The 26,524-nt window shown below is 56.3% G+C and carries 12 protein-coding genes; 6 read left to right on the top strand and 6 right to left on the bottom strand.

Annotated elements, in window-relative coordinates; genetic code table 11:
- Nucleotides 1-171 precede the first annotated feature (171 nt).
- The 5 genes from ACQG0S_RS10555 to ACQG0S_RS10535 all read left to right on the top strand — a co-directional run bounded on the left by ACQG0S_RS10555 (nt 172) and on the right by ACQG0S_RS10535 (nt 2,381).
- The gene (locus tag ACQG0S_RS10555) at nt 172-777 is read left to right on the top strand and encodes a hypothetical protein (RefSeq protein WP_023300068.1); all 606 of its coding nucleotides are present in this window, start codon (nt 172-174) and stop codon (nt 775-777) included.
- A 186-nt stretch (nt 778-963) separates the two neighbouring features.
- Nucleotides 964-1,236: a DUF883 family protein gene (locus ACQG0S_RS10550; protein WP_032624291.1), complete on the top strand. Its 273-nt coding sequence runs from the start codon at nt 964-966 to the stop codon at nt 1,234-1,236.
- A 191-nt stretch (nt 1,237-1,427) separates the two neighbouring features.
- Entirely contained in the window at nt 1,428-1,667 is a 240-nt protein-coding gene (ycgZ, locus tag ACQG0S_RS10545; protein WP_003857265.1) for a regulatory protein YcgZ, read from the top strand.
- A 112-nt stretch (nt 1,668-1,779) separates the two neighbouring features.
- Nucleotides 1,780-2,079 (top strand): hypothetical protein, encoded by a 300-nt coding sequence (locus ACQG0S_RS10540; protein ID WP_045622789.1) that lies wholly within the window; start codon nt 1,780-1,782, stop codon nt 2,077-2,079.
- Nucleotides 2,080-2,102: 23 nt separating this feature from the next.
- A complete protein-coding gene (locus ACQG0S_RS10535; RefSeq protein ID WP_075208094.1) occupies nt 2,103-2,381 on the top strand; it encodes a biofilm development regulator YmgB/AriR family protein in 279 nt (92 codons plus the stop codon).
- A gap of 85 nt (nt 2,382-2,466) precedes the next feature.
- Here the strand turns inward: ACQG0S_RS10535 and ACQG0S_RS10530 are convergent, their stop codons facing one another.
- Nucleotides 2,467-3,924, bottom strand: a complete 1,458-nt coding sequence (locus ACQG0S_RS10530; RefSeq protein WP_169441093.1) for an EAL domain-containing protein — start codon at nt 3,922-3,924, stop codon at nt 2,467-2,469.
- A 286-nt stretch (nt 3,925-4,210) separates the two neighbouring features.
- Here ACQG0S_RS10530 and ACQG0S_RS10525 point away from each other — a divergent pair, with 286 nt between their 5' ends.
- Nucleotides 4,211-5,095: a MarR family transcriptional regulator gene (locus ACQG0S_RS10525; RefSeq protein ID WP_169441091.1), complete on the top strand. Its 885-nt coding sequence runs from the start codon at nt 4,211-4,213 to the stop codon at nt 5,093-5,095.
- 33 nt (nt 5,096-5,128) lie between these two features.
- On the opposite strand, the gene ACQG0S_RS10520 is transcribed toward ACQG0S_RS10525, so the two are convergent.
- The 5 genes from ACQG0S_RS10520 to ACQG0S_RS10500 all read right to left on the bottom strand — a co-directional run bounded on the left by ACQG0S_RS10520 (nt 5,129) and on the right by ACQG0S_RS10500 (nt 26,259).
- The gene (locus ACQG0S_RS10520; protein ID WP_022648066.1) at nt 5,129-6,304 is read right to left on the bottom strand and encodes an HlyD family type I secretion periplasmic adaptor subunit; all 1,176 of its coding nucleotides are present in this window, start codon (nt 6,302-6,304) and stop codon (nt 5,129-5,131) included.
- The gene (locus ACQG0S_RS10515; protein WP_022648065.1) at nt 6,301-8,466 is read right to left on the bottom strand and encodes a type I secretion system permease/ATPase; all 2,166 of its coding nucleotides are present in this window, start codon (nt 8,464-8,466) and stop codon (nt 6,301-6,303) included. Before ACQG0S_RS10515 ends, ACQG0S_RS10520 begins: the two co-directional genes overlap by 4 nt.
- Nucleotides 8,467-8,642: 176 nt before the next feature.
- On the bottom strand, nt 8,643-21,965 hold the full coding sequence (locus ACQG0S_RS10510; RefSeq protein WP_426750802.1) for an Ig-like domain-containing protein: 13,323 nt from the start codon (nt 21,963-21,965) through the stop codon (nt 8,643-8,645).
- A gap of 34 nt (nt 21,966-21,999) precedes the next feature.
- Nucleotides 22,000-24,825 carry an Ig-like domain-containing protein gene (locus tag ACQG0S_RS10505; RefSeq protein ID WP_426750302.1) on the bottom strand — a complete coding sequence of 942 codons (2,826 nt, stop codon included), beginning with the start codon at nt 24,823-24,825 and terminating at the stop codon, nt 22,000-22,002.
- 120 nt (nt 24,826-24,945) lie between these two features.
- Nucleotides 24,946-26,259, bottom strand: coding sequence for a TolC family outer membrane protein (locus tag ACQG0S_RS10500; protein WP_223861947.1), 1,314 nt, complete (start codon nt 26,257-26,259; stop codon nt 24,946-24,948).
- Between the last annotated feature and the right edge of the window lie 265 nt (nt 26,260-26,524).

Raw genomic sequence — 26,524 nt, 5'->3', positions numbered from 1 at the left:
CTGCAATGAGCACATCGCCGGCAAGGAACAAAAGATATTTAGGGTTTATTCTGGCCGCTACGAATCCTATTTAGCTCGTAATGTTAAAATTCAGCACTTATATGGCACGATGTGAACAGAAATAACATTCTCGTCACCTAACATACTGCTACAAACAAAATGGTGGTGTTAATGATTGTACTAAAGAGCTTTTTATTCTTTGTTGGCGCGGCAGTCGCATGCGCGCTTATTATACTTTGTCTTTGGGTTGATATGCGGTTTGTCGGCCATGATATTCCGGAATTATCACTGACCGAAATCATGCAGGAAACGGTATTAGCGACTATCGTGTTTCTCCATTTTCGTCTGGCGAAAATGGATGAATCCATGCGTTACTGTAATATACTGGTTGGCGGTTTTTTCCTGACGATGTTAATTCGTGAACTGGACGCGCTTTTTGACCTCATTTCTCATGGGAGTTGGGTGTGGTTCGCGCTGATTACCGCTCTGCTGGCTATAATTCGCCCCGTTATGCATTTTCGCACTACCCTGGAACAGCTGGCAAAATACACGCAATCCCCCTGGTACGGTATTCTGTTGAGCGGCCTGCTGGCTGTACTGGTCTTCTCCCGTCTCTTTGGAATGCAAGTGCTGTGGCACGCCATTCTGGAGCATGGCTATATGCGTGTCGTGAAAAACGCCGTGGAGGAAGGTTCGGAATCGTTCGGCTATATGCTGTGCCTGGCCGCATCCCTTGGCTATTACATTACCTTTCGCGCTAACGCACGAGAGAAATAGTCTCTTCCCGCTACGTAGACAGAGACGGCGAGGGAAATATTTTTCCACTCCATCCTTAGGGCGTTATGGTGGACATGTAAGAAAGACATATCCTAAAAAGAGGTAATCAGGCGTCGATTTTAGCGAATTCTCTCTCACTCTTGCCATCAGCGTCTATCCTTAGACTATCAACAAAAGGAGGCTGGAATGTCTGATTTCGACACTGATAAAAATGCACAATACGCTGGCGATAAAGCCAAAAACAAACTTGATGAATTATCCGGCGCTGCGCAGCAGCAGTTTGGTGAATTCGTTGATTCCCCTAAACATCAGGTGAAAGGTGCAGCGAAAAAATATGCTGCCCAGGCCAGTGATGCCGTCTCGGATGTTACTGAAGCCGTCAGAAATAACCCGTTAACGGGCTTAATCGCTGCGGGTGCGGTAGGCATCGTTCTGGGACTTCTGCTGGGACGGAAATAATTTCAGGCCCTCCGGGGCCTTTTCTTTTCCCCACGTTTTTCTCCCTCTCTTCCCCCCTAATTTTGATAGTTCTTCTGACAAATCCCCGAACTGCACGAAAAACTTGTACAATTTAGATGTACAGATTTGACCGGATAGTATAAATTCGATGCCAGTGATGTTACAAAATTGTTTGTCAACGGTGGAAAATTATGCGTCGCAACCATGCTCCCTCTACAGCAGAAAGCGCTATAACCTTGTATTTTAACAAGGATAATGTCCCAACACAGCAGGAAACCCTTGGTGCCATCGTCAGTGAGATCATCAAAGAAAATGTACAACTGAGCAGAATGACAATTTGTACAAAGCTGTTGCGCAGAATTGAAGAATCAACGTCTGACGTTGAGAAAGCGCACTATAACGGTTTGATAGCCCTCTTCTTCGAGCGTTAACCTGAACACTGTTTTTAACTTACTAAGTTAGTCATGCTGAGTGAGAATAGAGCATCTGGATGCGATGACTAACCCCATGCTACAGCCGCGTGTAGCAGAGTGAGATTAAGCTATGCATAGAACTAAATTTGAACGACTTAAGGATGACCTTATCGGTGAGGCCGTATTATCCATACTGAAAGAGAACGGACCTATTACCTTTGCGTCTCTTGCTAATCGCCTGCAGGCGATGGCTAACGTTGAATCAAATGATGAGCGTAAAAATGCATTGATTGCCGCTGAAGATGAAGTGCGCCAGCGTGTAACCGGCGTATCGCACGACCGGGGAAGAGTGATGGGCGATTATGATATTGGCCGCATGCGCTCTCTCTTTACTCACAACACGCTTCTGAGCCCAAATAAGAAACACTAATTTTAACCGAGACGGTGACCACCATGAGTAAAGCGACTATGCACCAGACGTATAATTTTGAAGCCCTGCACGATAAAGGACTGGCGGAACACTTTCTTAATGCTGGAAAGCATCTCAGTGGTGAAGTTGAAGTGTTAGGCTCGGCAATACGCTGTATTATGCTGACCGGTGACAACCTTTCGAATAAAGAGATCATCCTGCAACTGATTCACGCCCTAGAAATTACCGAGGAGCCTGAAGCCTGCGATGTCATTCGCAACACACTTGAAATTGTTGTCGGCTTTACGCGTGATGATATCTGAGAATACACTATTGCGACGGTGAGTGAGTGTTTTTTACTGGTGGTCGAATACTGTAGTCTGTCGTACCACCAGCATAGTGAAGCCGTTAACTAAATAGCCGTACCATTCGATCCAACTCTTCTTCTTTAACCGCGCGGGAAAGATAATAACCCTGGAATCGCTTAACCCCTAACGCGACAAGTTTTTCAAATTTTTCTTCGCTATCGACGCCTTCCGCAACGCATTCGGTCCCCGTCATGTCGCTGTAAACCTGTATCGCTTTAATAATGCTATAGTCTTTGTCGTTAGCCACAAAGTGCTCAACAATATCGCGATCAAGCTTTAGTCCATCAACATTAATCAGTCTGATGGGCAGCATAGCATGATATTTTGAAAAACAGTCATCCAGAAAAAGCCGACATCCCTCGGCGCGTAAACGCTGGAGTGTTTCGGGAATATTTTTATCCTTTGTTACGTCAATCGTTTCAGCTACTTCAAAGACCAGTTTCCCGGCCCACTGCGGTTTGAGTAACATTTCGACGGCCTTTTTGGCCATCCCCGGCAGCGCGTTTCCCGAAGCAAGTTGAGGAGGAATGTTAACTGAAAAATAATATTTTCCATTGTATTTATTGATACCTGATACGGCCGCATGGATGACTAACGCCGTTAGCTTGAGCCATATTTCACTATTTTTTATCCCTCCCAGAAAATAGGCTGGCTTCAGGATCTCACCTTTTTTATGCCAGCGCAGCAGGATTTCAAATCCAACTCCTTTTTTATCACTATCAGTGATAATTTGATAAGCCGCAAAGATTTCCCGTTTATGTAACGCTTGTAATATATCTATTTCCGTTTCCGAAAACACTTTTGTTTTATTTTTAACTGCACAAACCTCATCTCTGAAAACGCGAGAGTCGCTAAACCATACTCTGATAATATATAATTTACCCAAACCCACCTTGCGATGGGTATAAATAGTTTTATCTGACAGCCCTAACCTCTTACTCTGCTCTTTTATGGAAATACCCCGATAGAAATTCAGTAGCACGGTTAACTCGCGATGTGTTAACCCATGCAAATTTTCTTTACCCTCCTTGTCCGGTACGTTACGCAACAAGCGTGAAGGGCCAGCACGCTCATCTGTCTCATTTTTTACAAAGCCCATTATTTCTGTAATATTCTCTACCCTGATCGTGGAAAGCTTTTTTGTATTATTAACGAGACTTCTCAACGTTGCATTAAGCCATCGCTCAGGTAGTGCACCATACAGGGTGACCCTGCAAATCACCGGCAGTGCATTCAGAACGGATACCAAGCGCTTCAGGCTTTCAAGAAAAGTAGCAACGTCACGACCAAGGAAAACCGAAACCTCGGGCGATTGATTTTCCATCATTTTTTCAACGTCAACGGAACATATTTCATCCTCTTCAAAATGGAGTCGCGTGGCGTGTACGCCTCGAGATTTCAGAAGCAGGCTATACCCTTCAAAGGTGAAACCGCAGGCTGAAATAACAAACCGTTGCTTGTAGCAAGTACCTTGCACAGAAGGTAAATTTTGAGACATAACCTGCTCCTGAGAATACAAACATCATTCCCATATGTAATTAAAGCCAATATTCCTTGTCGCATTGAATAATTTTACCGCACCCCATTTGGTTAATAAACCGTTATCAATGTTATGCACATGAACATCTTTGCGTTAATCAACCGACTCATCCATATGCAGCATAAATATCATTTTCTTTTCATATAACAACAGTAACCAGGACTTTCTCAAGGTATAATGAAAATTCCGAAAAAGAAGTCCGGACACTTCTTCTCATCGGCTCAGACAAAAAAGAGAAAATGCTATGGATAATCACATCTCATCCAGAGCTTTGCTACATCGACGGGATGTCATTAAAAACAACCCGCGATTTAGTGAAGCTATAATAGAACACTACAGAATCAATGACGCCATTTATAAAAAACAACCCCTGTTCTACAAAACGATGCTTCAGGAATCACGGTTCAATATAATACTCTCAATATGTTGTTTTGTTTTTGGCAATCAAGCTGAGTCGGTCTCGGAGATTAAGGCACTGTGCTCACGCTATAATATCGCCAGCCCTAACAGCGTTATTGCGATCATCACCATACTTAAAACCACCGGGCGAATTAAGACCTGGCGCTGTACCGAAGATCGGCGAAAAACAAAAATCGCGCCTACGGAAAAAGGACTGGATGAGCTTAAACGCTATATGTCCGGGGCGTTCACGCCTGTTAGCATTCTTTATCCGACATTCAACATTAATGTTAATCTTCTGGACAATGACACACTCAGGCACAACTTTTTCCGGCGCGCCGCAGAATACCTTTTCCGCGGATTAACATTCAGTAAAGTACTTCCGGAGGTGGGTTTATTTATTGATAAGGATGGTGGCCGAATGATTATGCTCTATCTCTATTTGCAGGCCATTAAAAACAAAACAGCATACGGTGCCATAATAGCGTATTCAGCCAGCACACTTGCAAAAGAATTTTTCGTCTCGCGTATTCACGTCAACCGCATTATCAAATCGGCACAGGAGGCAGGTTATCTTAAAGATCGCGGCGATGGCCGGATGTCCATTTACCCAACATTTATCGAACTTGTCGAAAATTATGCCGGTTTATATTTTGCCTATGTCACACATTACATCAATGTGGTGCCAAAAGAACGACGCCATGCTGTCAACATGACGTCTACACTCTGATCTGACGGGCGTTCGGCTTGCTGAACGCCTTTTTTATCGCTCGCGCAGCGCCTCTTTTGCCTTATTTAACGGTTTCAGCAGATAATCAATGACGGATTTACTGCCGGTTTTGATATCAACCGTAGCTATCATGCCCGGAAACACCGGGAATTCCTTGCCCTGCCGGTTAGTCAGATGGTTACTGTCTGTACGGATATAAACGCGATAATAATAAACATCCCGTTTCACCTCGTCCTGAAGGGTATCCGGTGAAATCATCGTCACCTCCCCCTCCAGCCCGCCGTAAATGGAGTAGTCATAAGCGGTGATTTTCACCAGCGCTTTTTGCCCGGGATGGATAAACGCGACATCGCGCGGCGAGATTTTCGCTTCTATCACCATCTGGTCATCAAGCGGTACCAGGCTCATCAGTTTGCCGTTCGGCGGGATCACCCCGCCAACCGTCGTCACGTCAATGTCTTTCACGATGCCACGCACCGGCGCATTAAACGTTAAGCGGGTGAGTGAGTCTTCGCGCCCTTTCATCACCGAACGCTGCGCTTCGATTTCCGCGTTCGCTTTCGCCAGTTCTTCGCGGGCGCGAACATAGTACTGGTTTTTCATCTCGGTAATTTTGCTTTCCAGCTCATTTTTTTGGCGTTCCAGGCGTAAGACTTCGACCTTACTGGCCGCCCCCTGCGTCACCAGCGGGCGCGTTAATGCCAGTTCACGCTGCACGAGATCCGCTCCCTGGCGTAAACCCGCCAGCCCTTTTTCAAGGCTTTCGCGACGAGACTGGTAAAGCGCCGTTTCCTGTTTAACCAGCTCAACGTCGTCATCCAGCTCTGCCGGGAATGTCAGCCCGGTGTCGTTCACTTCAGCATTCAGACGCGCGGCTGTCGCCATCGCAGCATTTAATCGAGACTCGCTCTCAAGCACGCTGGACTCGGTTTTCGTCCGGTCCAGTTGGGCAAGCTGTTGACCACGCTCGACGATATCGCCTTCGCGCACCATCAGACTGTGGATAATCCCCCCTTCCAGGGACTGGATCACCTGCTCGTGGGAGGACGGGATCACCTTGCCACTGCCCGTAGTGACCTCATCCAGCTGGAACAGGCTGGCCCAGGTAATAAACACCACCAGCAGGGCAAACAGCGACCATGCCACCAGCGACGATCGCGGCAGGCGGGGCTCCTTCAGTCGGCTATTAAAGCGGGAGAAATCATTCATGCCACGCCCTCCGTTTTCAGTTTAACCGTGCGCTGCGGCGCCTGCTGCGGGGCCATTCCGTGCTGGCGTAAAATGGCATCACGAGGGCCATCCATCACCACTTTGCCGTTTTCCAGCACGATGATGCGGTCAACCAGGTCCAGAATCGGCAGACGATGCGTCGCCACCACCAGCGTCCGGCGCTTACCGAGCCACTGGTGCAGATGCTGGATAAACTGCTTCTCGCTGACCTCATCCAGCCAGGCGGTGGGTTCATCCAGCAGCAGAATATTCGGCGAGGTGATCAGCGCGCGGGCCAGCAGCAGCGCCTGACGTTGCCCGCCGGAAAGCCCCATTCCGCCCTCGTTGATGATGGTGTTCAGCCCCATTTTCTGCTTGCGCACAAACTCCAGCGCGCCGCTATTGACCAGCGCCTGATGGATTTCCTCGTCTGTCGCCAGCGGATTACCCATCAGGATGTTGTCGCGTACGGAGCCGAAGAACAGCCTCGCCTGCTGACTGAGCAGCTGCATATCGCGGCGTACGTCAGCCGGGTCAAGATGATTGAGAGCAATATCGTCCAGCAAAATGCTGCCCTGCTGTGGCTCCTGCATTCCCGCCAGCAGGTGCAGTAAGGTGCTTTTCCCCGAACCATTCCGCCCGAGCACCGCCACGCGCTCCCCGGCGCGAATGCGCAGTTTGCTGACGTTCAGCACGGTGAGCTTCTCTTCTTCGTCGTAATAAAACCCGACGTCGTCCAGCTGATAATCACCGCGCAGGTGGGCTTTATGCACTTTTTTGCCGTGCTGGGGATCGTCAATCGGACGCTGCATCAGGTCATCCAGTCCCTTGCGGGCCACCTTTGCTGACTGCCAGCGGGAGAGCACGCCGGAAATCTGCGACAGCGGCGCAATGGTGCGGGACGCCAGAATCGAGGTGCCCACCAGCGCACCGGTGGTCATGTCGCCGCTGATGACCAGGTAACAGCCCACCAGCAGCACCACGGCGTAGACGATAGATTGCACCTCCTGGGTCCAGGTCAGCAGCAGCCCCGTCAGCCAGCGCTGTTTCATGCCGACGCTGGCGGCAACGTCATTGGTGTTATTCCACTGGTTCTGGAACCGCTGCTCGGCGCGCATCAGCTTGATGTCCTCAAGCCCCTGCACCGCTTCCACCAGCGTGGCGTTACGAATCGCCGATTCACGCATCCCTTCGCTGGAGAGTTTTCCCAGCGGGCGCTGCACCAGCAGGCCGGGAATGAGCAGCAGCGGCACGGCCAGCAGCACCACCAGCACCAGCGGGCCGCCAATCATCCACAGAATGAAGACGAACAGCAGGAAGAACGGCAGATCGGAGATGGCTGCAATGGTGGTGGAGGTGATCAGCTCCCGCACCGACTCCAGCTCGCGGATCTGGGCGATAAACGACCCGGTCGATTTCGACCGTGCGCCGTTTTTAATCCGCAGGGCGTGGGCAAACACGCGCTCGGAAATACGCAGGTCGGCGCGTTTCCCTACCACATCCGAAATATGCACCCGCAGCATGCGCATGATGAATTCAAACACGATAGCGATCATCACGCCGCCAAACAGCACCCACAGCGTGGCTTCCGACTGGGACGGCACCACCCTGTCATACACCTGCATGGAAAAGACCATGCCGGAGAGCGCCAGCACGTTGGCGACCAGCGCCACCAGCATAATATCGCTGTAACGACGCCAGTCTTTCAGCGCCAGCTGCCAGAACCAGTTTTTCTCATAGGGTTTGATGTAATCATCCACGCGCGCATCCGGCGTGGACTCCAGGGGACGCAGCACCATCAGCCCTTTTAACCGCGAACCGAGTTCGTCACGCGTCAGCGTCGTCTCCAGGCCGCCGTCGCCGCTGAACTGCACGCTGATGTTCCCTTCGTTGTCCATACGGTTGATGACCGCGATTTGCCCGCCGGTGAACTCCGCCAGCAGCGGTAAGCGCCACGGGTCGAGCGATACGGCTTCCGCCGCTACCCAACGCATCCCCAGCCCAAGCTGGCGCGCCATCTCCTCCAGCACCAGCTGGCGCGAAGACTGGCTTTCATGGTTAATCGTGACCCGAACATGCTCCGCCGAAAAATCCAGCCGATAGTGCTTAGCGATGATGAGCATGCCCTGCAACCAGGGTTCGTACTGTGGATGTGTCTTCATAATGCTACGTCCTGTTCAGGGCGATGATTTCGCACTGAAATGATACCTTTTCGGGATGATTAGAAATCGAACGTTGCCTAAACGAGCCCGCAAAATAATCTTGTGAAATAGAGGGTTATGGCTATTAATGTAAAGAAACGCAAAAAGCCGCGAGGATCGCTCCCCGCGGCGTTGTTTTACGCAATTAACAGTTGATGATTTGCCAGCAGCGTCGCCAGATCCGTCTGCACGCCGTTCAGCGTCACCAGGGTGGTTGGCGAGAACTGGCCGCCCGTCCCGTCGAGGTCAACTTGGATCTCGGTGTTGCTGCCGTTCTGCACCACGCGGATGTAGTCAGCAATGTTGCCCGCGCTACTGTCCAGCGTCGCCACGCCGTTCACGTAGCTCGCCGAGCCGGTGCCGGTATAGCCGCTGTCGGAAAGCAGGTCGCGCAGATCGATGCGGTCCGTGTCTGCCGTCCCTTCCCAGGTACCGACGGTAAAGCCGTTCACCACATCGCTACCGTTGCCGCCCGTCGCGTCAGACGCGTTGATCAGCTTATAGAGCAGCGTGTCCTGACCGCCGCTGCCGATGTTGAAGGTGTCGTTACCGCCGCGGCCTTCAAAGAAGTTATCCGCGGTATTGCCTGTAAAGACATCGTCACCATTTCCACCAGCCAGCCCTTCAATGTTGACAAACCGTGCAGAACCAAAACCTGTATCTTGCATACCGGTCTTACTGAGATCGATATTCAGCGCTGTCGAACCAGCGAGCTTGTAATCGACAATATCCATTCCCCCTTCGGCGGTCCAGACGTTCACATCGGATACCACGCGGCTACCGCCGCCACCGTTATAAATATGCGTACCGGCCGTTGCGTATAGCGTGTCGTTGTAACCTGTTCCTACAATACCTACTGAATTGCTTCCATCCGTTGCGGCCTGGGCGCTATCAACGACTGCATCCCCATTTTCTGCGGTCAATACATAGGCATGGTTCTTCTCTACCGCTTTGAGTCCCGCCCAGGAAGCGTTGACGTTCTCGATGGTATTCGTTGTCCCGGAAGAGTCGAAACTGACGGACGAAACACCGCCAAAGTCATTAGCATTAGAAAGCAGTACAGCGCTGTAAGACTTGCTCGCATCAAGACCGTAGAAATACACCAGCCCTGTCGAATCGTTCATGTTCACGCCGCCCTGCGGGTTAATGACCTGTGAACTAACAACTTTACCGGTACTCTCGTCTACCAGCAGTACCGTATTACCATAGAAGGCGTTAATACCGTTGGCGTCAGAAATACGCAGAATGATGCTGGTTCCATCGTTGATGGTACTGGTATTTTCGATGTACTCCGTCTTGCCACCCGCCGCGCGGAACACGACTAAATCGCGATCGCCATCATAATCAAGGTCGAGCGCTAGTGCTCCCGTGGTGACGTTAGTGCTGCCCTGATTTGCGCCCGTTAACAGCGTTTGCGATGACCAGTTAACCTGCCCTGTACCGGCGTTCACACCATTGTTGAGCCAGAGCATGCCGATATTGTTGGCGTTAGTGGCAACTGTGCTGCCCGCTGCGCCCGCAATCTCGATCAGATCCATCTTGCCATCACCGTTCCAGTCCACCGCCAGCGAGGTCATGCTGTTTACGCTGTCGCCGAAGGTCTGAACATTCGACCCGGTTCCCACACCGTTAGCCGCCGCGGTTAAATTCCCGGCACCATCGTTGTAGAAAACGGCACTGGTGGCGTTACCCTGACCGGTTAGCCCTCCCACAAAGAGATCCATATAGCCATCGCCGTTAAGGTCGGCCCAGGTCATAGTGGTGTAATAATTACTCGTCGTCCCCTGATTTCCATAGAAAACCCCCGTCACAATCTGGGTATTGGTCAGCGTATAATTACCGTTTGCATCCACGCCATTGGTCGCGACCACCAGTCGGGTATTCGCACTGCTGGAGCCTCCGCCTGAGGTATAGTTGGTGCCTACCGTCCCGTGATACACAATGTCGACATAGCCATCATTGTTGAGATCCACGCCAGAGAGATCGCGGCTCATTTGCGCATTGTTATTGTTGGTCGATGCCACCCCATCCTGGGTTGTAGCGGTTTCAACATAAGCACCACTTTTGTCAAAGCCGATAATAGTGCCGTCCGTGTTCATTACGATTTGCGTATCATAGCCACCCGGTGCGTTGGAATCGTTTGGAGATCCATCGCCGTATACCATGTCGACAAATCCATCCCCATCAATATCAATGCCCATTACGCCGCCGTACCAACTCCATGTGTTGCCATTGACATCATTTGTCTGTCCCGCAACGCCATTAGAACCCACCTGGAAGGTGGTGTAGGTGCCGTCCGCATTGTATTTGAAAGACTGCTGGCCATTTGCATAACTGGTATCTGCACCGAGGATATCCATCAGGCCATCACGGTCAAAGTCGACAAATGTTGATTGCTGCTGTCTGTCCGGACCACTGATTGCGACGGAGCTGAATGAACCTAACGTCGTCGAACTGGTTGCGTTCTGGGTAAAGACCGTAGAATTGCTGAGGATCCTCCATGAGCCATCTTCAGCCAGGGTCAGTGCCGTGCCCGTATCCTGCGAAGAGGCTGCGGTCGAGGTAAAACTTATTTCCGGCGTCGGTGATACCGTCAGCTCGTTCGCGGAGCCATCCGCCGTGATCTGCGTGCCGTCAGCTTTGTAAAGTGCAGCCTTGACATCATATGTGCCTAGCGCCAGGGCGTCTGCGTCAGGGATCTGCACGTACCAGGTACTGTTCTTAGGATCAACAACGACAACGCCATTGCGAGAACTGTAAACCACATTGTTGACCGTCACTTCAACGTATTCACCATCGAGGATCTCGAAGTCAACGCGGCCGGTGATAATCGGCGTGGTATCCAGGGTATCCTGCACCTCTACATACATTTGCAAATCAACGGTGAAATCAAACACAGGTGAAGGTGTGGTTTCATTTCCAGCGGCATCGACAACGACCGCATAAAATTCCCCTTTTTCTCCATCTACCAGCGGATCCGTCAAGGCGAAGGACCAGGAAGTACCGTTTACGTCAGCCTCGCCAAGCAAGGTGCCGTCGGCGCGATACACACGCACCAGCTCGCCGGTCAAAAGCGAGGAAGACAACGTGCCGTTTAGCACAGGCAAACGATCGTCTGTTGTCGTGCCAGCACTAAACTCACCGTGTGATGAGCCTACCTCATCCGTATAGCTAATAATTGTCGCTGCGGTGTTAGACGGCGTCAGATCGACGGTAACCACCTGCTCAGCCGTTGCGCCTGTATTCCCCGCTAAATCTACAACCCGAACTTGATAGGTATGTTCCCCTTCAGGCAAATCGCGGATATCGATGAAGCTCCAGCGGTTGCCATTCATCGTGACATACTGCCAGGTCAAACCGTTATCGACGCTGATCTGCACATATTCACCGCTGGAAAGCGGCGCACCAATCGAACCATTGATAGTCAGTGACGTATCATTAGTCAGGAAGTCGCTGTCGCTATAGCCCGTATCGGTTGAAATACTGTCAATGCTGACGGTAATCGCACTATCAGGCGCCACCAGGTCCACGGTCACCTTCTGATATGCCGACCCACCAATGTTACCCGCGATGTCTATTACCCGCACATAGTAGTCATAGGTGCCGTTAATCATCGTGCGGCCGTCCACGTAGTACCAGCTGTTGCCGGTGACGATCACGTTCTGCCAGCTGACTCCGCCGTCGATGCTAATCTGTGCATATTCGCCGTCGGCCAGCGTTGCGCCGAGCGAGCCGTGCAGCGTCAGGGAGGTATCATTGGTGATAAAGTCGCTGCTGCTCAGGCCGGTATCGTCGCTGATGCTGTCGATAGCGATCGTTTTGCTGGCGTCCGGCGCGACGGTATCAATGGTCACCACCTGGCTGGTGGTGGCGCTGATATTCCCCGCGTCGTCAATCACCCGCAGCTGGTAGTTGTAATCCCCGTCGGCCAGCGTGCGCCCATCAACGTAGGTCCAGCTCAGACCGCTGACGCTCACGTTAGTCCAGGTCGCGCCACCGTCCAGGCTGATCTGCGCGTGGTCGCCGCTGCCCAGGGCCGCGCCGAGCGTCCCTTTCAGGCTAATCTGGTTGTCGCTGGTAATGAAGTCGCTGTCGGACAGGCCGGTATCCTGCGAGACGGAATCCACGGTAATGCTCGTCGCCGCAGGCTTCGTCAGATCGATTACCACGTCCTGGCTGTCCGTTGCCCCAACGTTCCCCGCATTATCAATGACGCGCACCTGGTACGGGTACGTCCCGTCCGTCAGGGTACGCCCATCGGTGTAGCGCCAGGTGGTGCCGGTCACGGTCAGGTCAATCCAGGTTGAACCACCGTCGAGGCTGATCTGCGCCTTCTCGTTATTGCCGAGCTGCGCCAATAGCGAACCGTTCACCACCACCTGCTTATCGTTGGTGATGAAGTCGCTCGCGCTCAGGCCGGTATCGTTTTGCAGGGAATCAATGCTGATCCCCATTGACGGTGCGGTGAGATCCACGGTGACGCTGTGGTTATCGCTGGCGCTGTTGCCGATGGCGTTGCTCACCTGCGCATTGATCACGTACGAACCGCCGTCCGCCAGCGCGGTCACGTCTGCGCTGCCGACCGTATAGCTCCAGGTGCCGTCATTTTGAACGGTAGCCGTGTAGGTTTTACCGTTAAGCGTAATGGTCACCGTCTGGCCCGCAGGCGCGTCGGTGGTGCCGCTGACAATTAGCGGCGTGCCGTGCTCGGCGGCGTTGACGATATCGTCCTGGGCAAAGGTGTTAATGACGATGGTCGGCACGTCGCCGTTCAGCGTCACGTCGTGTGTTGCGCTGCCCGGGTTACCCGCCTTATCGCTCACCGTAGCCGTAATGGTGTAATCCCCATCGCTCAGGCCGAGGAAGTCGCGGCCCGGCACGAAGACCGACCACGAACCGTCTGCTCCAACGGTCGCCTGATAGCTGTGCCCGTTGAAGGAGACGGTCACCGTCTGGCCCTGCTCCGCGGTGGTGGTCCCGCTAATAGTCTGCCCCGCCAGCTGCTCGGCGTTGTTGACGATATCGTCATCGGCCACGGTGCTGATGGTGACGGCTGGTGCGACGGTATCGACCGTTAAGGTATGGGTCGTCTGGCCGCTGTTACCGGCTTTATCGTTGACCACGGCGGTCACCGTCAGCGCACCCTGGCTCAGTGCGACCAGGTCTGCCGCCGGAACGTCCAGCGTCCAGGTGCCATCGCTGCCGACAAGCGCAGTGTAGGTTTTTCCGCCCAGCGTGACGGTCACCGTCTGGCCTGCTTCCGCGCTGGAAGAGCCGTGTACGGTGAGCGGCTGCTGAGCTTCCGCCGCATTCAACACGTCGTCGCCCGACAACGTGTTCACGCTAATCACCGGCGCGGTGGTGTCCACGCTGATGGTATGCGTCGCCGAGGCGCTGTTCCCGGCGCTGTCCTGCGCCGAAACAGAAACCTGGTAGCTCGCGCCGTCGGCCAGAGCGCCCACGTCGGCGGCCGGAACGGTGGTCTGCCAGGCGCCGTCGCTCTGAATGGTGGCCGTATAGCTCTTACCATTCAGGGTGATAGTGACCTGCGTACCGCTGGCGAACTGCGCACTGGAACCGTTGATAACCAGCGACGCGCCCGCTTCTGCCGCATTGATCACGTCATCACCACTGAGGGTGTTGACGGTCAGCGCGACCGATGCGGTATTTACCACCACGTCATGGGTCTGAGTGCTGCTGTTGCCTGCGCTGTCGGTGATAGTCGCGGTGAGGGTTACGGTGCCGTCGGTCAGTGCGGAAATCACGCTGGCCGGAACGCCCACGCTCCAGTAACCGCTGGCGTCAACGGTGGTGGTGTACTGATTCGAACCGATGGTGATAATCAGCTTATCGCCGACGCTGGCGCCGGTTGCGGTGCCGCTGACGATCTGCGCCTGCCCGTGCTCCACGCTGTTGATGACGTCATCGCCCGCCACAACGTTAAAGCTGACGGTCGGCGGTGTGGTATCAAGCGTAATCGCTTTACCCGCGCTGCCCGGGTTACCCGCGGCGTCACTCACGCTCACCTGCACGCTGTAGCCGTTATCCGCCAGGGCGGACAGGTCTGTGCCCGGCACGTTAACGCTCCAGACGCCGCCCTGCTGAACCTGCGCGGTGTAGCTGTTCCCGCCGAAGGTTACGGTTACCGTCTGACCGACTTCCGCCGTGGTGGTGCCGGAAATGGCCACGCCCGCAGCCGCTTCGCTGCCGTTGATCACGTTGTCGCCTGCGACCGTGTCAATCGTCACGGTTGGCGCGGTGGCATCTACACTGTATTCGCGGCCCGCCGAAGCGCTGTTGCCGTGCGCGTTGGTGATGCTCACCTGCACGCTGGCGTCGCCGTCTTTCAGACCCGCCAGATCCGAGGAAGGCACGCTCGCCGTCCAGTTGCCGTCGGCATCGACTTTGGCGGTGTAAGACTTGCCGCCAAAGGTGATGGTCACGGTCTGGTTCTCTTCCACATTGGATGTGCTGCCGGAAAGCACCAGATCCGCGCCTTTCTCCGCCGCATTAATCACGTCGTCGGTGGCGATGGCATCGATGCTGATTGCCACGGCTGCCAGATCGACGGTGACGTCGTGGCTGATGGAGACCGGATTGCCCGCCGCGCTCTGGCCCGCTACGGTGACGGTCATCGTGCCTGCGGCCAGAGCGCCCACGTCTGCCGCCGGGATCGCCGCGGTCCAGGAGCCGTCTGCCAGTACCGATACGGCATAGGTCTTGCCATTCAGTGTCACGGTGAGCGTAGTGCCCGCCGCCAGCCCATCGCTTGAGCCAGTGACGATAAGATTCTGACCATGCTCAATGCTGTTGATCACGTCATCGCCCGCCACGGTATCCACGCGCAGCCCCGGCAGGCTGGCGTCGATAGTGATATCGCGCTCGCCCGTTCCCGAATTGCCATGGTCATTAGTGACGGTCGCTGACACCGTTAAATCGCCGTTGCCCAGCGCCGTCAGAACCGACTCAGGCACGTTCACGGACCAGGTCAGATCGCTCTGCACCGTCGCGGTGTAGCTGTTGCCGCCGATGGTCACCGTCACGGTGTTGCCCGCCTCAGCGTTCGTTACCCTGCCGCTGAGGGTCTGCCCCGCAGCCACTTCCGCCGCGTTAATCACGTTGTCGCCCGCCACTGTGTTGATGGTGACGGTTGGCAGCGCGGTGTCGACAAGCAGGTTCGCGGTATTGCTCACGCTGTTGCCCACGCCGTTGGTGGCGGTCGCGCTCAGGGTGTAGTTGGCTTCGCCCAGGCTCGCCAGATCCGCCGCCGGAACGGTCAGGCTCCAGGTGCCGTCTGCCGCAGTTGTCGCCGTGTAGTTTTTACCGTTCAGAATTACGGTCACCACGGTGCCTTCCGCCAGGTTGGCGCTGGTGCCGCTGACGCTCAGGTCCTGCCCTTTTTCTACCGCGTTCAGGACGTTGTCATCGCTGATGGCGTTAAAGCTGACCGACGGCAGACCGGTATCGACGGTCACATTATGCGTGCCGCTGCCAGTGTTGCCCGCCGCGTCGGTGACAGACGCAGTGACGGTCACGGTGCCGTCGCTGAGGCCTGAAATCACATTTGCCGGAACGCCCACGCTCCAGTTACCCGCCGCGTCCAGCACGGTGGTGTAAGTCTGGCCGCCGATCGTGACGGTGACCTTATCGCCCGCCGCCGCGCCGGTGGCGGAGCCGCTGATAATCTGTGCCTGCTTGTGTTCAGCCACGTTAATCACGTCGTCGCCTGCCACGGTGTGGATGGTCACAGTCGGAACGGTGACGTCCACCGTCAGGTTGTGGTCCACCGACGCCGGGTTACCCGCCTTGTCGCTGACTGAGGCAGTTACCGTCACGCTGCCGTCGGTTAATCCTGCCAGCTCCGCCGCCGGAACGTTCAGCGTCCAGCTGCCGTTCGCGCTGACGGTTGTGGTGTAATCTTTGCCGTTCAGCGACACGGTCAGCGTCTGGCCTGCTTCGGCGGTGCTGGTGCCGGAGATTGCCAGGTCAGACTGCGCTTCTGAGGCGTTGAGGATATCATCTGTGGCAATCATGTTGATGGTCACGGACGGCGCGGTAGCATCCACGCTGTACTCGCGGCCCGCCGAGGCGCTGTTGCCGTTCACGTTGGTGACGCTTACCTGCACGCTGGCATCACCCTCTTTCAGACCGGTCAGATCCGAAGATGGCACAGTGGCGGTCCATTTACCCTCAGCGTCCACCGTGGCGGTGTAGTTCTTGCCGCCGAAGGCGATGGTGACGGTTTGATTTTCCTCCACGTTCGCAGTGGTGCCGGAGAGCACCAGATCCGCGCCCTTCTCGGCGGCGTTGATCACGTCATCGGAAGCGATGGCGTCAATGCTGATGGCGACGTTTGCCAGATCCACCGTCACATCATGGTTGATAGTCACCGGATTGCCCGCGCTGCTCTGCCCTTCAACGGTCACGGTGACCGTGCCTGCGGCAAGGGCACTCACGTCCGCAGAAGGGATCGCCGCACTCCAGGTGCCGTCTGCCAGCACGGTAGCCGCATAGGTTTTACCGTTTACGGTGACGGTCAGCGCCGTACCCGCCGTCAGGCCGTCGCTTGAACCCGTGATAATCAGATTCTGCCCGTGTTCGATGCTGTTAATCACGTCATCGCCCGCCACGGTGTCCACGCGCAGGCCCGGCAGATTCGCGTCTATCACGATTTCGCGCTCGCCCGTTCCGCTATTGCCCACGCCGTTGGTGACACTGGCTGACACGGTTAAATCGCCGTTGCCCAGTGCGGTCAGCACCGACTCCGGCACGCTCACGGACCAGGTGAGATCGCTCTGCACCGTTGCGGTGTAGCTGTTGCCGCCAATGGTCACGGTCACGGTGTTGCCTGCTTCGGCATTCACCACCTTACCGCTGATGGTCTGGCCGGTTGCCAGCTCCGCCGCGTTAATGACGTCGTCACCTGCCACGGTGTTGATAATCACGCCCGGCAGAACGGATTCCACGTTCACGGTGTGCGAGGTGCTGGTGCTGTTGCCGACGCTGTCCGTCGCGGAGGCCGACACGGTGTAAAGCGCTTCACCCAGTTGCCCCACCTCGTTCGCCGGAACGGTTGTAGTCCATTGGCCATTGGTAGCTACCGTGGCGCTGTACGCTTTGCCGTTGAGCATCACGGTCACCACCGCGCCTGTCGCCAGGCCGGAAGCCGTACCGGAGATCGTCAGATCCTGAGTTTTCTCGGTGTTGTTGATCACATCGTCACCGGACACAGTGTCAATGGTCAGCACCGGCGCGGTGAGGTTGACTTCAACCTCGTGCGTTGTGCTGTTGCTGTTTCCGGCTTTATCGGTCAGCGCCGCGGTGATGGTGTGATCCCCTGCGGTCAGAGCACTCACGTCCGCCGCAGGCACGCCCACGTTCCACTTGCCGGAAGCGTCCAGGGTCGCCGTGTAATCTTTGTTATTGATGGTGACGGTCACCACGTCACCCGCCGCCGCACCGGTCACGGAACCGGTGATAATCAGCGCCTGCGCATGCTCGGCGCTGTTGATCACGTCGTCGTCGGAAACGGTGTTAATGGTCAGCTGTGGCACCGTGGTATCCACCAGCACATCGCGATCCGCCGAGGCCGGGTTACCCGCTTTATCCAGGACGGCTGCCGTGATGGTGTAATCGCCGTCGGAAATCGCGCCGACATCCGCAGACGGTACGGTGACGCTCCAGCTGCCATTCGCCTGCACGGTGGTGGTGTAATTCTCGCCGTTCAGGGTCACGGTCACGGTCTGGCCCGCTTCCGCATCAGAGACGCCGTTGATGACCAGATCCTGCTGCGCTTCGGCAGCATTGATGATGTTGTTGTCGCTGACGATTTCAATCGACACCGTCGGCGCGGTGGCATCCACGCTGTACTCGCGGCCCGCAGAGGCGCTGTTGCCGTTTACGTTGGTGACGCTGACCTGCACGCTGGTGTCGCCGTCTTTCAGTCCGCCCAAATCGGCAGACGGTACGGTCGCCGTCCAGTTGCCGCTGGCATCCACCGTCGCGGTGTACAACTTGCCGCCGAAGGTGATGGTAACGGTCTGGTTTTCTTCCACGTTGGTGGTCGAGCCAGACAGCACCAGGTCCGCGCCTTTCTCAGCCGCGTTGATTACGTCGTCCGAGGCTATCGGGTTAATGCTGATGGCGACTGCCGCCAGATCCACTTTCACATCGTGGCTGATGGAAACCGGGTTACCCGCCGCGCTCTGGCCGTCAACGGTCACGGTGATCGTGCCTGCGCTCAGCGCGCCGACGTCAGCCGCCGGAATAGCCGCCGTCCAGGTGCCGTCCGCCAGCACGGTTGCCGCGTAGGTTTTGCCGTTGACGGTGACCGTCAGCGCCGATCCGCTCGCCAGCCCGTCGCTGGAGCCGGTGATAATCAGGTTTTGAGTATGCTCGATGCTGTTGATCACATCGTCGCCTGCCACGGTATCCACGCGCAGGCCCGGCAGGCTGGCATCAATCGTAATGTCGCGCTCGCCGGTGCCGGTGTTGCCGTGGCCGTTGGTCACGCTCGCTGTTACGTTGAGATCGCCGTTACCGATAGCGGTTAAGACGTCAGATGCCACGTTAACCGACCAGCTCAGATCGTCCTGAACCGTCGCGGTATAGGTGTTGCCCCCGATACCGATCGTGACAGTGTCACCGCTCGCCGCGCCGCTCACTTTCCCGCTCAGGGTTTGTCCGGAAGCCACTTCCGCTGCGTTAATCACGTCGTCGGTGGCAACTGCATTAATGGTGACCTGCGGCAGCGCGCTGTCGACCAGCACGCTATAGCTGGTGTTCGCGCTATTACCCGCGGTATCGGTCACGCTGGCCGTCACGCTGTAGCTCGCTTCGCCCAGTGCCGAGACGTTTGCCGCCGGAACGGTGACGCTCCAGTTACCGCTGGCATCGGTGGTGGCGGCGTAACTGATACCGTTCAGGGTTACGGTGATGCGGGTCCCGTCCGGCTGGTTGCTGGTGCCGGAGACCAGCAGATCCTGACCTTTCTCGGTCGCGTTGATCACGTCGTCAACCGCCAGGGTAGTGATGGCAATCACCGGCGCGGTCAGGGAGACGTCAAACGCGTGCGTCGCGCTGGTGCTGTTGCCCGCTTTATCGGTGAGCGTGGCGGAGATCGTTTGATCGCCGTTAGCCAGCGCGCCCACGTCCGCCGCCGGAACGCCCACGCTCCAGTTACCGGCACCGTCCAGCATGGCGGTGTAGTCTTTGCCGTTCAGGGTCAGGGTAATCACATCGCCCGCCTGCGCGCCCGTCACCTTGCCGGTGACAATCAGCGCCTGGCCGTGCTCGGCAATATTAACAATGTCGTCGCCCGCCACAATGTTGAAGGTAATCTGCGGCACGGTAGTGTCGACCAGCACGGACGCCCCCGCGCTGGCCGGGTTGCCCGCTTTATCGGACACGGTCGCCGTGACCGCCGCGCTACCGTCTGCGATCCCCGCCAGATCCGCCGCCGGTACATCCAGCGTCCAGCTGCCGTTTGCCTGCACCTGGGCGGTGTACTGATTGCCGTTGAAGGTCACGGTGACCGTCTGGCCTGCTTCGGCAGTAGACGTCCCGCTCAGGGTCAGGTCCTGCGCCGCCTCTGCCGCATTTAGCATGTTGTCGCCGCTGATGGTGTTGATGGTGACCGCTGGCGCGGCGGTATCGACGCTGAATGCCTGCGAGGAAGAGGCCGCGTTGCCGTTCATGTTGGTTACGCTAACCTGTACGCTGGCGTCGCCATCCTTCAGGCCGCTCAGATCGGCAGCCGGTACGGTGCAGGTCCAGTCGCCGTTGGCATCGACCATCGTGGTCCAGGTTTTACCCGCAAAGATAATGGTAACGGTCTGGCCCGCTTCAACGTTCGAGGAGGAGCCGGACAGCACCAGATCCTGGCCTTTTTCTGCCGCGTTCAGCACGTTGTCGTCCGTCACGCTGTTGATGCTTATCGCCACCGGGGCGAGATCGACATCCACCACGGTACCGATGTTCACCGGGTTGCCGGAGGTATCCTGCGCGCTGGCGCTGATGGTGAGCGACCCGTCCTCCCACCGGGAGACGTCCGCGGCCGGAACCGCAGCCTGCCAGGTGCCGTCCGCCAGTACCGAGGCGGAATAACTCTTGCCGTTGATGCTCACGGTGACGGTGCTACCCGCCGCCAGGTCGGTGCTGGTGCCGGAGATAACCAGGTTCTGCGCGTGTTCAATAACGTTAATGACGTCGTCACCGGCGACGGTATCAATGCGCAGGCCGGGCAACTGGGCGTCAATGGTGACATCCAGGGAAGACGATCCGGTATTACCGTGCGCGTTCGTCACGCTGGCCGATACGGTCAGGTCGCCGTTGCCGAGCGCGGTTAACTGACTCTGGGTTAACGGCAGGCTCCAGGTGAGATCGTCCTGTACGGTAGCCGTGTATGTCTGCCCGCCGATGATAATGGTGACGGTATCGCCCGATGCCGCGTTCGATACTTTCCCGGTCAGGGTTTGCCCTGCGGCCACTTCCGCCGCGTTAACGATATTGTCGCCCGCGACGTTGTTGAGGGTAACAACCGGCAGCGAGCTGTCCACCAGCACATCGTGCGTGGCAGAGGCGCTGTTGCCCACATTATCGGTGACGCTCGCCGTCACGGTGTAATTGGCTTCACCCAGCGCGCTCACCGCAGAGGCGGGTACGGTAACGCTCCAGTTGCCACTGGCGTCGGTGGTGGCTGCATAGTTGATACCGTTCAGATTAACGGTGATGGTGGTTCCTTCCGGCTGGTTGCTGGTACCGGAAAGCAGCAGATCTTCGCCCTTCTCTGCCGCATTGATCACGTCATCCGCTGCCAGCGTACTAATACCGATTACAGGCGTGACTGTATTGACCACCACATCCACAGAACTGCTGCCGGTGTTGCCGGACCGATCGGTCACGGAGACGTTAATGGTCCAGGTGCCGTCCGTCAGCCCCTGAACGACGGACGCAGGCAGGCCGAGGCTCCAGTTGCCCGCCGCATCCACCACGGTGGTGTAGTCCACGTTATTGATGGTGATGATGACCAAATCACCCGCCGCCGCGCCGGTGACGGAGCCGCTCAGGATCTGCGCCTGTGAATGGGCCAGCTGGTTAACGGTGTTGGTGTCGGTGACGAAATCGTTGATGGTCACCTGCGGCACGGTGGCATCCACCAGCCCAACGCGGTCCGCGCTGCTGCTGTTGCCCGCCACGTCACTGACGGTGGCCGTGACGGTGACATTGCCATCGGTCAGCGCGCCAACGTCGGCGGCAGGCACGTTCAACTGCCAGCGACCGTCCGCCTGGACCGTGGTCTGGTAAGATTTACCGTTCAGCGTCACGGTGACCGTCTGGCCCGCTTCAGCGGTTGTGCTGCCGCTGAGCACCAGATCCTGCTGCGCTTCTGCCGCATTAATGATGTTGTCGTCGGTCAGGTTATCAAGCGTAATGGCTGGCGGCTGTGTATCGACGGTCACCACGCGTGAGGCGTCCGCGCTGTTGCCGTTGACGTTAGTCACGCTGACGCTCACCTGCGCTCGCCGGAACGGTCAGGCGCCAGGAGCCGTCCTGCTGCACCTGTGCGGTAAAGGTTTGATCCGCGAATTTCACCACCACGGTCTGCCCGGCCTCTACGCCCTGCGTCTGACCGGAAAGCGTGACATCCGCGCCTTTTTCCGCCGCGTTGAGCATATCGTCAGTGGTTACGGTATCGATGGTGACGGCCACCGCGTTCAGGTCAAGCTCGATCGGGTGTTCAGCCGCCACGGTGTTGCCCCAGGCATCTTCCGCACTGACGCTGACGGTCATGCCTCCCGCCGTCCATGCCTGCAGGTCCGCTGACGGCACGCCAATCTGCCAGCTGCCGCTGGCGTTAACCGTGGTGACGTATTCAACATTATTGATGGTGACGGTGATCTGTGTGCCTTCGGCCAGATGAGTGCTGGAGCCGGTCACGGCCAGATCCTGCTGCTGTTCAATGGCGTTAATCACGTCATCGCCAGAGATCGTGTTCACGCGCAGGCCCGGCAGTTCGGCGTTGATGTTGATATCACGTTCGCCGGTGCCGGTGTTGCCGTGCGCATTGGTGACAGAGGCGCTGAAGGTTAAATCGCCGTCGCCAAACGCCTGAAGGTCGGCCGATGGGATGGTCACGCTCCATTTCAGGTCGCTGCCAACCGTCGCGGTGTAGCTCTTGCCGCCCACGGTGACAGAGACGGTATCGCCCGCCGCCGCGCCGGTGACGCGTCCGCTGAGGGTTTGGTCAACCGCCGCTTCGGCGTTATTGACCAGGTTATCCCCGGCAAAGGTGTTGAGGATCACCTGCGGCAGCGCGGTATCGACCAGCAGATTCGCCTCGGCGGAGCCGCTGTTACCCACGCTGTCGGTGCCGCTGACGCTCACGGTGTAAAGGGTATTCGCCAGATCCAGCACGTCGGAAACCGGCACCAGAACGGACCAGCTACCGTTCTCAACGGTGGCCTGATAGTTAACGTTGTTCAGCGTCACGGTGACAGCGCTGCCGTTCGGCAGATTACTGGTCCCGCTCAGGCTCAGGGGCTGCATGGCCTCCTGCGCATTCAGGACGTTATCCTGGCTGATGGGGTCAAGGGTAAATTCCGGCGGGTTGCCGCTGAGCGTAATGCCGTGCGTCGCGCTGCTGGTGTTGCCCGCCGCATCGGTCACGGAGACCGAAATGCTGTGGCTACCTTCACCCAGCGCGCCAATGACAGAGGCTGGCACGCCGACGCTCCAGCTGCCGTCCGCCTGGACGACACCGGTAAAGGTCTTGCCGCCAACGGTCACGGTGACAACGTCGCCCGCCGCCGCGCCGTTCGCCTGGCCGGAAATAATCTGAGCCTGCCCCTGCTCGCTGGTGTTCAGAATGTCGTCGCCCGCGACAGTGTTGATAGTGACCACTGGCGCTGCGGTATCGACCGTGAAATCGGCGGTGGTGGAGGCCCCGTTACCCGCTTTGTCGCTGACGTTTGCCGTCAGGGTGTGCTCGCCGTTAGCCATCGCCTGTACTTCACTGGCCGAAAGCGTAACGGACCAGGTGCCGTCGCTGCCCACGGTCGCCGTGTGATTTTTGCCGTTCAGCGTGACCGTCACAATCTGGCCCGCTTCCGCATCGGTTTTTCCGGTCAGCGTCAGCGGCTGATTATGTTCAGCCGCGTTGATGATGTTGTCCTGGGCGATCGTGTCGACAGAAATCGCTGGCGCAGCGGTATCGACGCCAATCGTCTGGCTGCCGGTCACGGTGTTGCCCGCCGCGTCTTTGCCGCTGACGTTGACCGTCCAGGTACCATCGCCCAGCGCCTGCGCGTCAGCAGCAGGCACCTTCACGCTCCATGCGCCGTTTGCCCCCACTTCTGCGGAATAGGTTTTACCGTTCAGCGTGACGGTAAGCGCCGCGCCCTGCGCCAGGTTTTTGCTGGTGCCGGACAGCGTAAAGCCAGCGGCCTGCTCGCTGGCGTTGATCACGTTATCGCCCGCCGTGGTGGCGAGCGTCACGCTGGTATCCGCTGTAGAAACGGTTACGGTAATACTGCCCGCAGAGGTCGTTTTACTGCCGTCGATCTGGACGACGGACCAGGTATGTTCCCCGTCCGCCTGGGTCGGAAGTGTTACCGTCCAGGTGCCGTCCTTTGCGACCATGGTGCTGGCGATTGTGCTGCCGCTGCTGTCTTTAACCTGAATGGTCGCGCCCGGCTGCCCGGTACCGCTGAAGGTTGGGGTGTTATCATCCGTGACCTCTTTTGCACTCAGCACCCCCTGCTTGTCACCCGCGTTATCCGTCAGCAAAAATGTTGGCGTGGCGCTTTCGACTTCTTTCGTATTATCAATAACTTTTGTTTTGGTCTCGCCGTCACCGCCGTGAGCCAGCAGTGCGCCAATCGCACCGCCTCCCAACGCCGCTCCGGCAATCCAGCCCCACGGCGCATCGCTTAAGACGCTTCCCTGCTCCAGAAAAGGTTCAATGCTGCTAATGGGTGCAGCCTGGGCGGTTAATTCGGTGGCGGCAACGCCTGATGCTTCCCCGGCATCGGCAAATGAAATATGCGTCAACTCCTGGTTATCGTTAAATACCAGTTCGGAATGATTATGGGTTTCCGTGTCTTCGACAAAATAATTATTGCAGCGGATCACGCTGCCATCTTTCATATAAATGAGGAGGTCATTCCCCTGGCGGACATAACGCACCACGTCCTGAGCAGAACCCTGAATTTCAATCACGCTCGGCGATGAAATAGAGACCGAGAGATTCCCTTCACCGGTTAATTTCGTTTTTTCTGCCGTTTTTCGAATGATAACATCAACAACTTTTGCGTTACTCATATTCTTCTCCTTGCAGGTGCGCGTATTCCTGTGGTTATGTCCACCAGAGGGATGTAACTATCCCTGGGAAAAACCACCCATTATTGTCTGACTTATTTCGCGCAGAAAGGCGCGCCTTTTTTAACTCAAATCAGGTAATTTCGCGGCAGCGTTTTTCTCTATTCCGATAAGCGGCATGAGATTATCCACCGCGGAGGCGTAATTAATCGCCGCGCTCCAGCCATCGTATTCAGCCATTATTTTCGCTGAGGTGGCAGACCAGACATCCTGCTCCACGCTGAGCAGATCGTTAATGCTGCGCTTGCTCAGGGTATATTCATTTTTGTAGACGTCGCGGGCGCGCAACGCATTTTCCAGCTGACGTTTTCCGGCCTCCATACGTCCTTGCGCCCCGGTCCAGTCGGCCTGTGCGACGGAGGCTTTTTGCAGGACATCAAAACGGGCCTGATCGACCTGAGACGATGCCATTGCCCTTGCGCCCTCGGCCTGACGGACGCGCGCCGAGACCGCGCCGCCCTGATAAAGCGGTGCATCAATATTGAGCTGGATCTGATCATCCCAGTACGCGCGATTATCAGACTCGTACCGGGTGCGGCCCCCTTTCAGGCTTAAGGTTGGCCAGTGCTGAGACTTCGCGGTTTCTACGCCGTACTGGGCTGAACGCTCCATGTTCTGCGCGGCCATCACCGTTGGGATCAGTGAATAATCAATTCGATTGAGAGAATCCGACTCCACGGCCAGACCTCCCGGAACCGGTGAATAGCGTTCAGCCTGTATGCCAGTTAATACCGCCAGCCGCGCGCGGGCGCTGTTCAGTGACGCATTGTACTGCTCTACCGTCGCCTGCATTCCGGCAATACGAGTGCGGGTCTGAAGCTCATCAGAGGTGGAGCTTACGCCTGCATCGGCGCGGAGTTTTGCCAGCTGCTCAACGTTTTTAAGCGCCTGCACGTTCTCTGTTGCCGCCTGTAGCAGATCGCTGTAGCGTTTCACTTCCACATAGCTGAGGGCCGTTTTTTCCGCGACGGCAGACATCGTGCTCATCAGCTGGTAGCGATAGCTGTCACGCTGAGCTGAAGACTGGCTGATGCTGTTATTGGTCTTGCCAAAATCGTACACAAGCTGCGTCAGGCTCAGCCCCCAGGCTGCGGAATTTCGCAACGAGCCGCTCGAATCGGTGGTCTGGCTGTGACCCGTACTCCCGTTCAAGGCTATTTGTGGCATCCAGCCACTACGCGCTTCGTCTATTTGTGCCTGGCCAATCCCCAGCTGTGCAGCCTGCTGACTCACCGACGGGTCGCGGTCAAGAGCGAAAAGAATACTTTCTTTCATCGTCATTGCCGCAACGGGAGATATCCCTACCAGACCGTTAGTTGCATGAGCCGCAGTCACCACCAGTGAAATTAAGGTCAGGGAAGCAGATAATCTGAGCATCCTGTTATTGCATTTCATCTTTATAATACCCCCGGACTTCAGGTGATGGCTAAATAATTACCAGGAAGAGGTACAAATAATTCACCCTATTTGCCCCACTCCTGTTTGATAAATTCCGCCAATAGTCGACCACACCCATTTCAATTGAGATGAGAGCCGTTCAATCTCTTTTTTTCTTTTAAGAATTTACTTAAATATTTATTGATTCGCAGCATAACAAAATGTGATATGAGCGACCACATCTGTAATGTTAATGCGGTGTTAC

Origin of the sequence: Enterobacter cloacae complex sp. 418I7 (assembly GCF_050030705.1) — a bacterium.
In the GTDB taxonomy this organism is placed as follows: domain Bacteria; phylum Pseudomonadota; class Gammaproteobacteria; order Enterobacterales; family Enterobacteriaceae; genus Enterobacter; species Enterobacter intestinihominis.
This window is presented reverse-complemented; position numbering and strand designations above follow the sequence as displayed.

Excerpts from the sequence above, each read along its gene's own strand:
- ACQG0S_RS10500 (WP_223861947.1), bottom strand. The coding sequence starts at position 26,259 with ATGCTCAGATTATCTGCTTCCCTGACCTTAATTTCACTGGTGGTGACT.
- ACQG0S_RS10520 (WP_022648066.1), bottom strand. The coding sequence starts at position 6,304 with ATGAATGATTTCTCCCGCTTTAATAGCCGACTGAAGGAGCCCCGCCTG.
- ACQG0S_RS10525 (WP_169441091.1), top strand. The coding sequence starts at position 4,211 with ATGGATAATCACATCTCATCCAGAGCTTTGCTACATCGACGGGATGTC.
- ycgZ (WP_003857265.1), top strand. The coding sequence starts at position 1,428 with ATGCGTCGCAACCATGCTCCCTCTACAGCAGAAAGCGCTATAACCTTG.
- ACQG0S_RS10555 (WP_023300068.1), top strand. The coding sequence starts at position 172 with ATGATTGTACTAAAGAGCTTTTTATTCTTTGTTGGCGCGGCAGTCGCA.
- ACQG0S_RS10530 (WP_169441093.1), bottom strand. The coding sequence starts at position 3,924 with ATGTCTCAAAATTTACCTTCTGTGCAAGGTACTTGCTACAAGCAACGG.
- ACQG0S_RS10550 (WP_032624291.1), top strand. The coding sequence starts at position 964 with ATGTCTGATTTCGACACTGATAAAAATGCACAATACGCTGGCGATAAA.
- ACQG0S_RS10515 (WP_022648065.1), bottom strand. The coding sequence starts at position 8,466 with ATGAAGACACATCCACAGTACGAACCCTGGTTGCAGGGCATGCTCATC.
- ACQG0S_RS10505 (WP_426750302.1), bottom strand. The coding sequence starts at position 24,825 with ATGAGTAACGCAAAAGTTGTTGATGTTATCATTCGAAAAACGGCAGAA.
- ACQG0S_RS10540 (WP_045622789.1), top strand. The coding sequence starts at position 1,780 with ATGCATAGAACTAAATTTGAACGACTTAAGGATGACCTTATCGGTGAG.
- ACQG0S_RS10535 (WP_075208094.1), top strand. The coding sequence starts at position 2,103 with ATGAGTAAAGCGACTATGCACCAGACGTATAATTTTGAAGCCCTGCAC.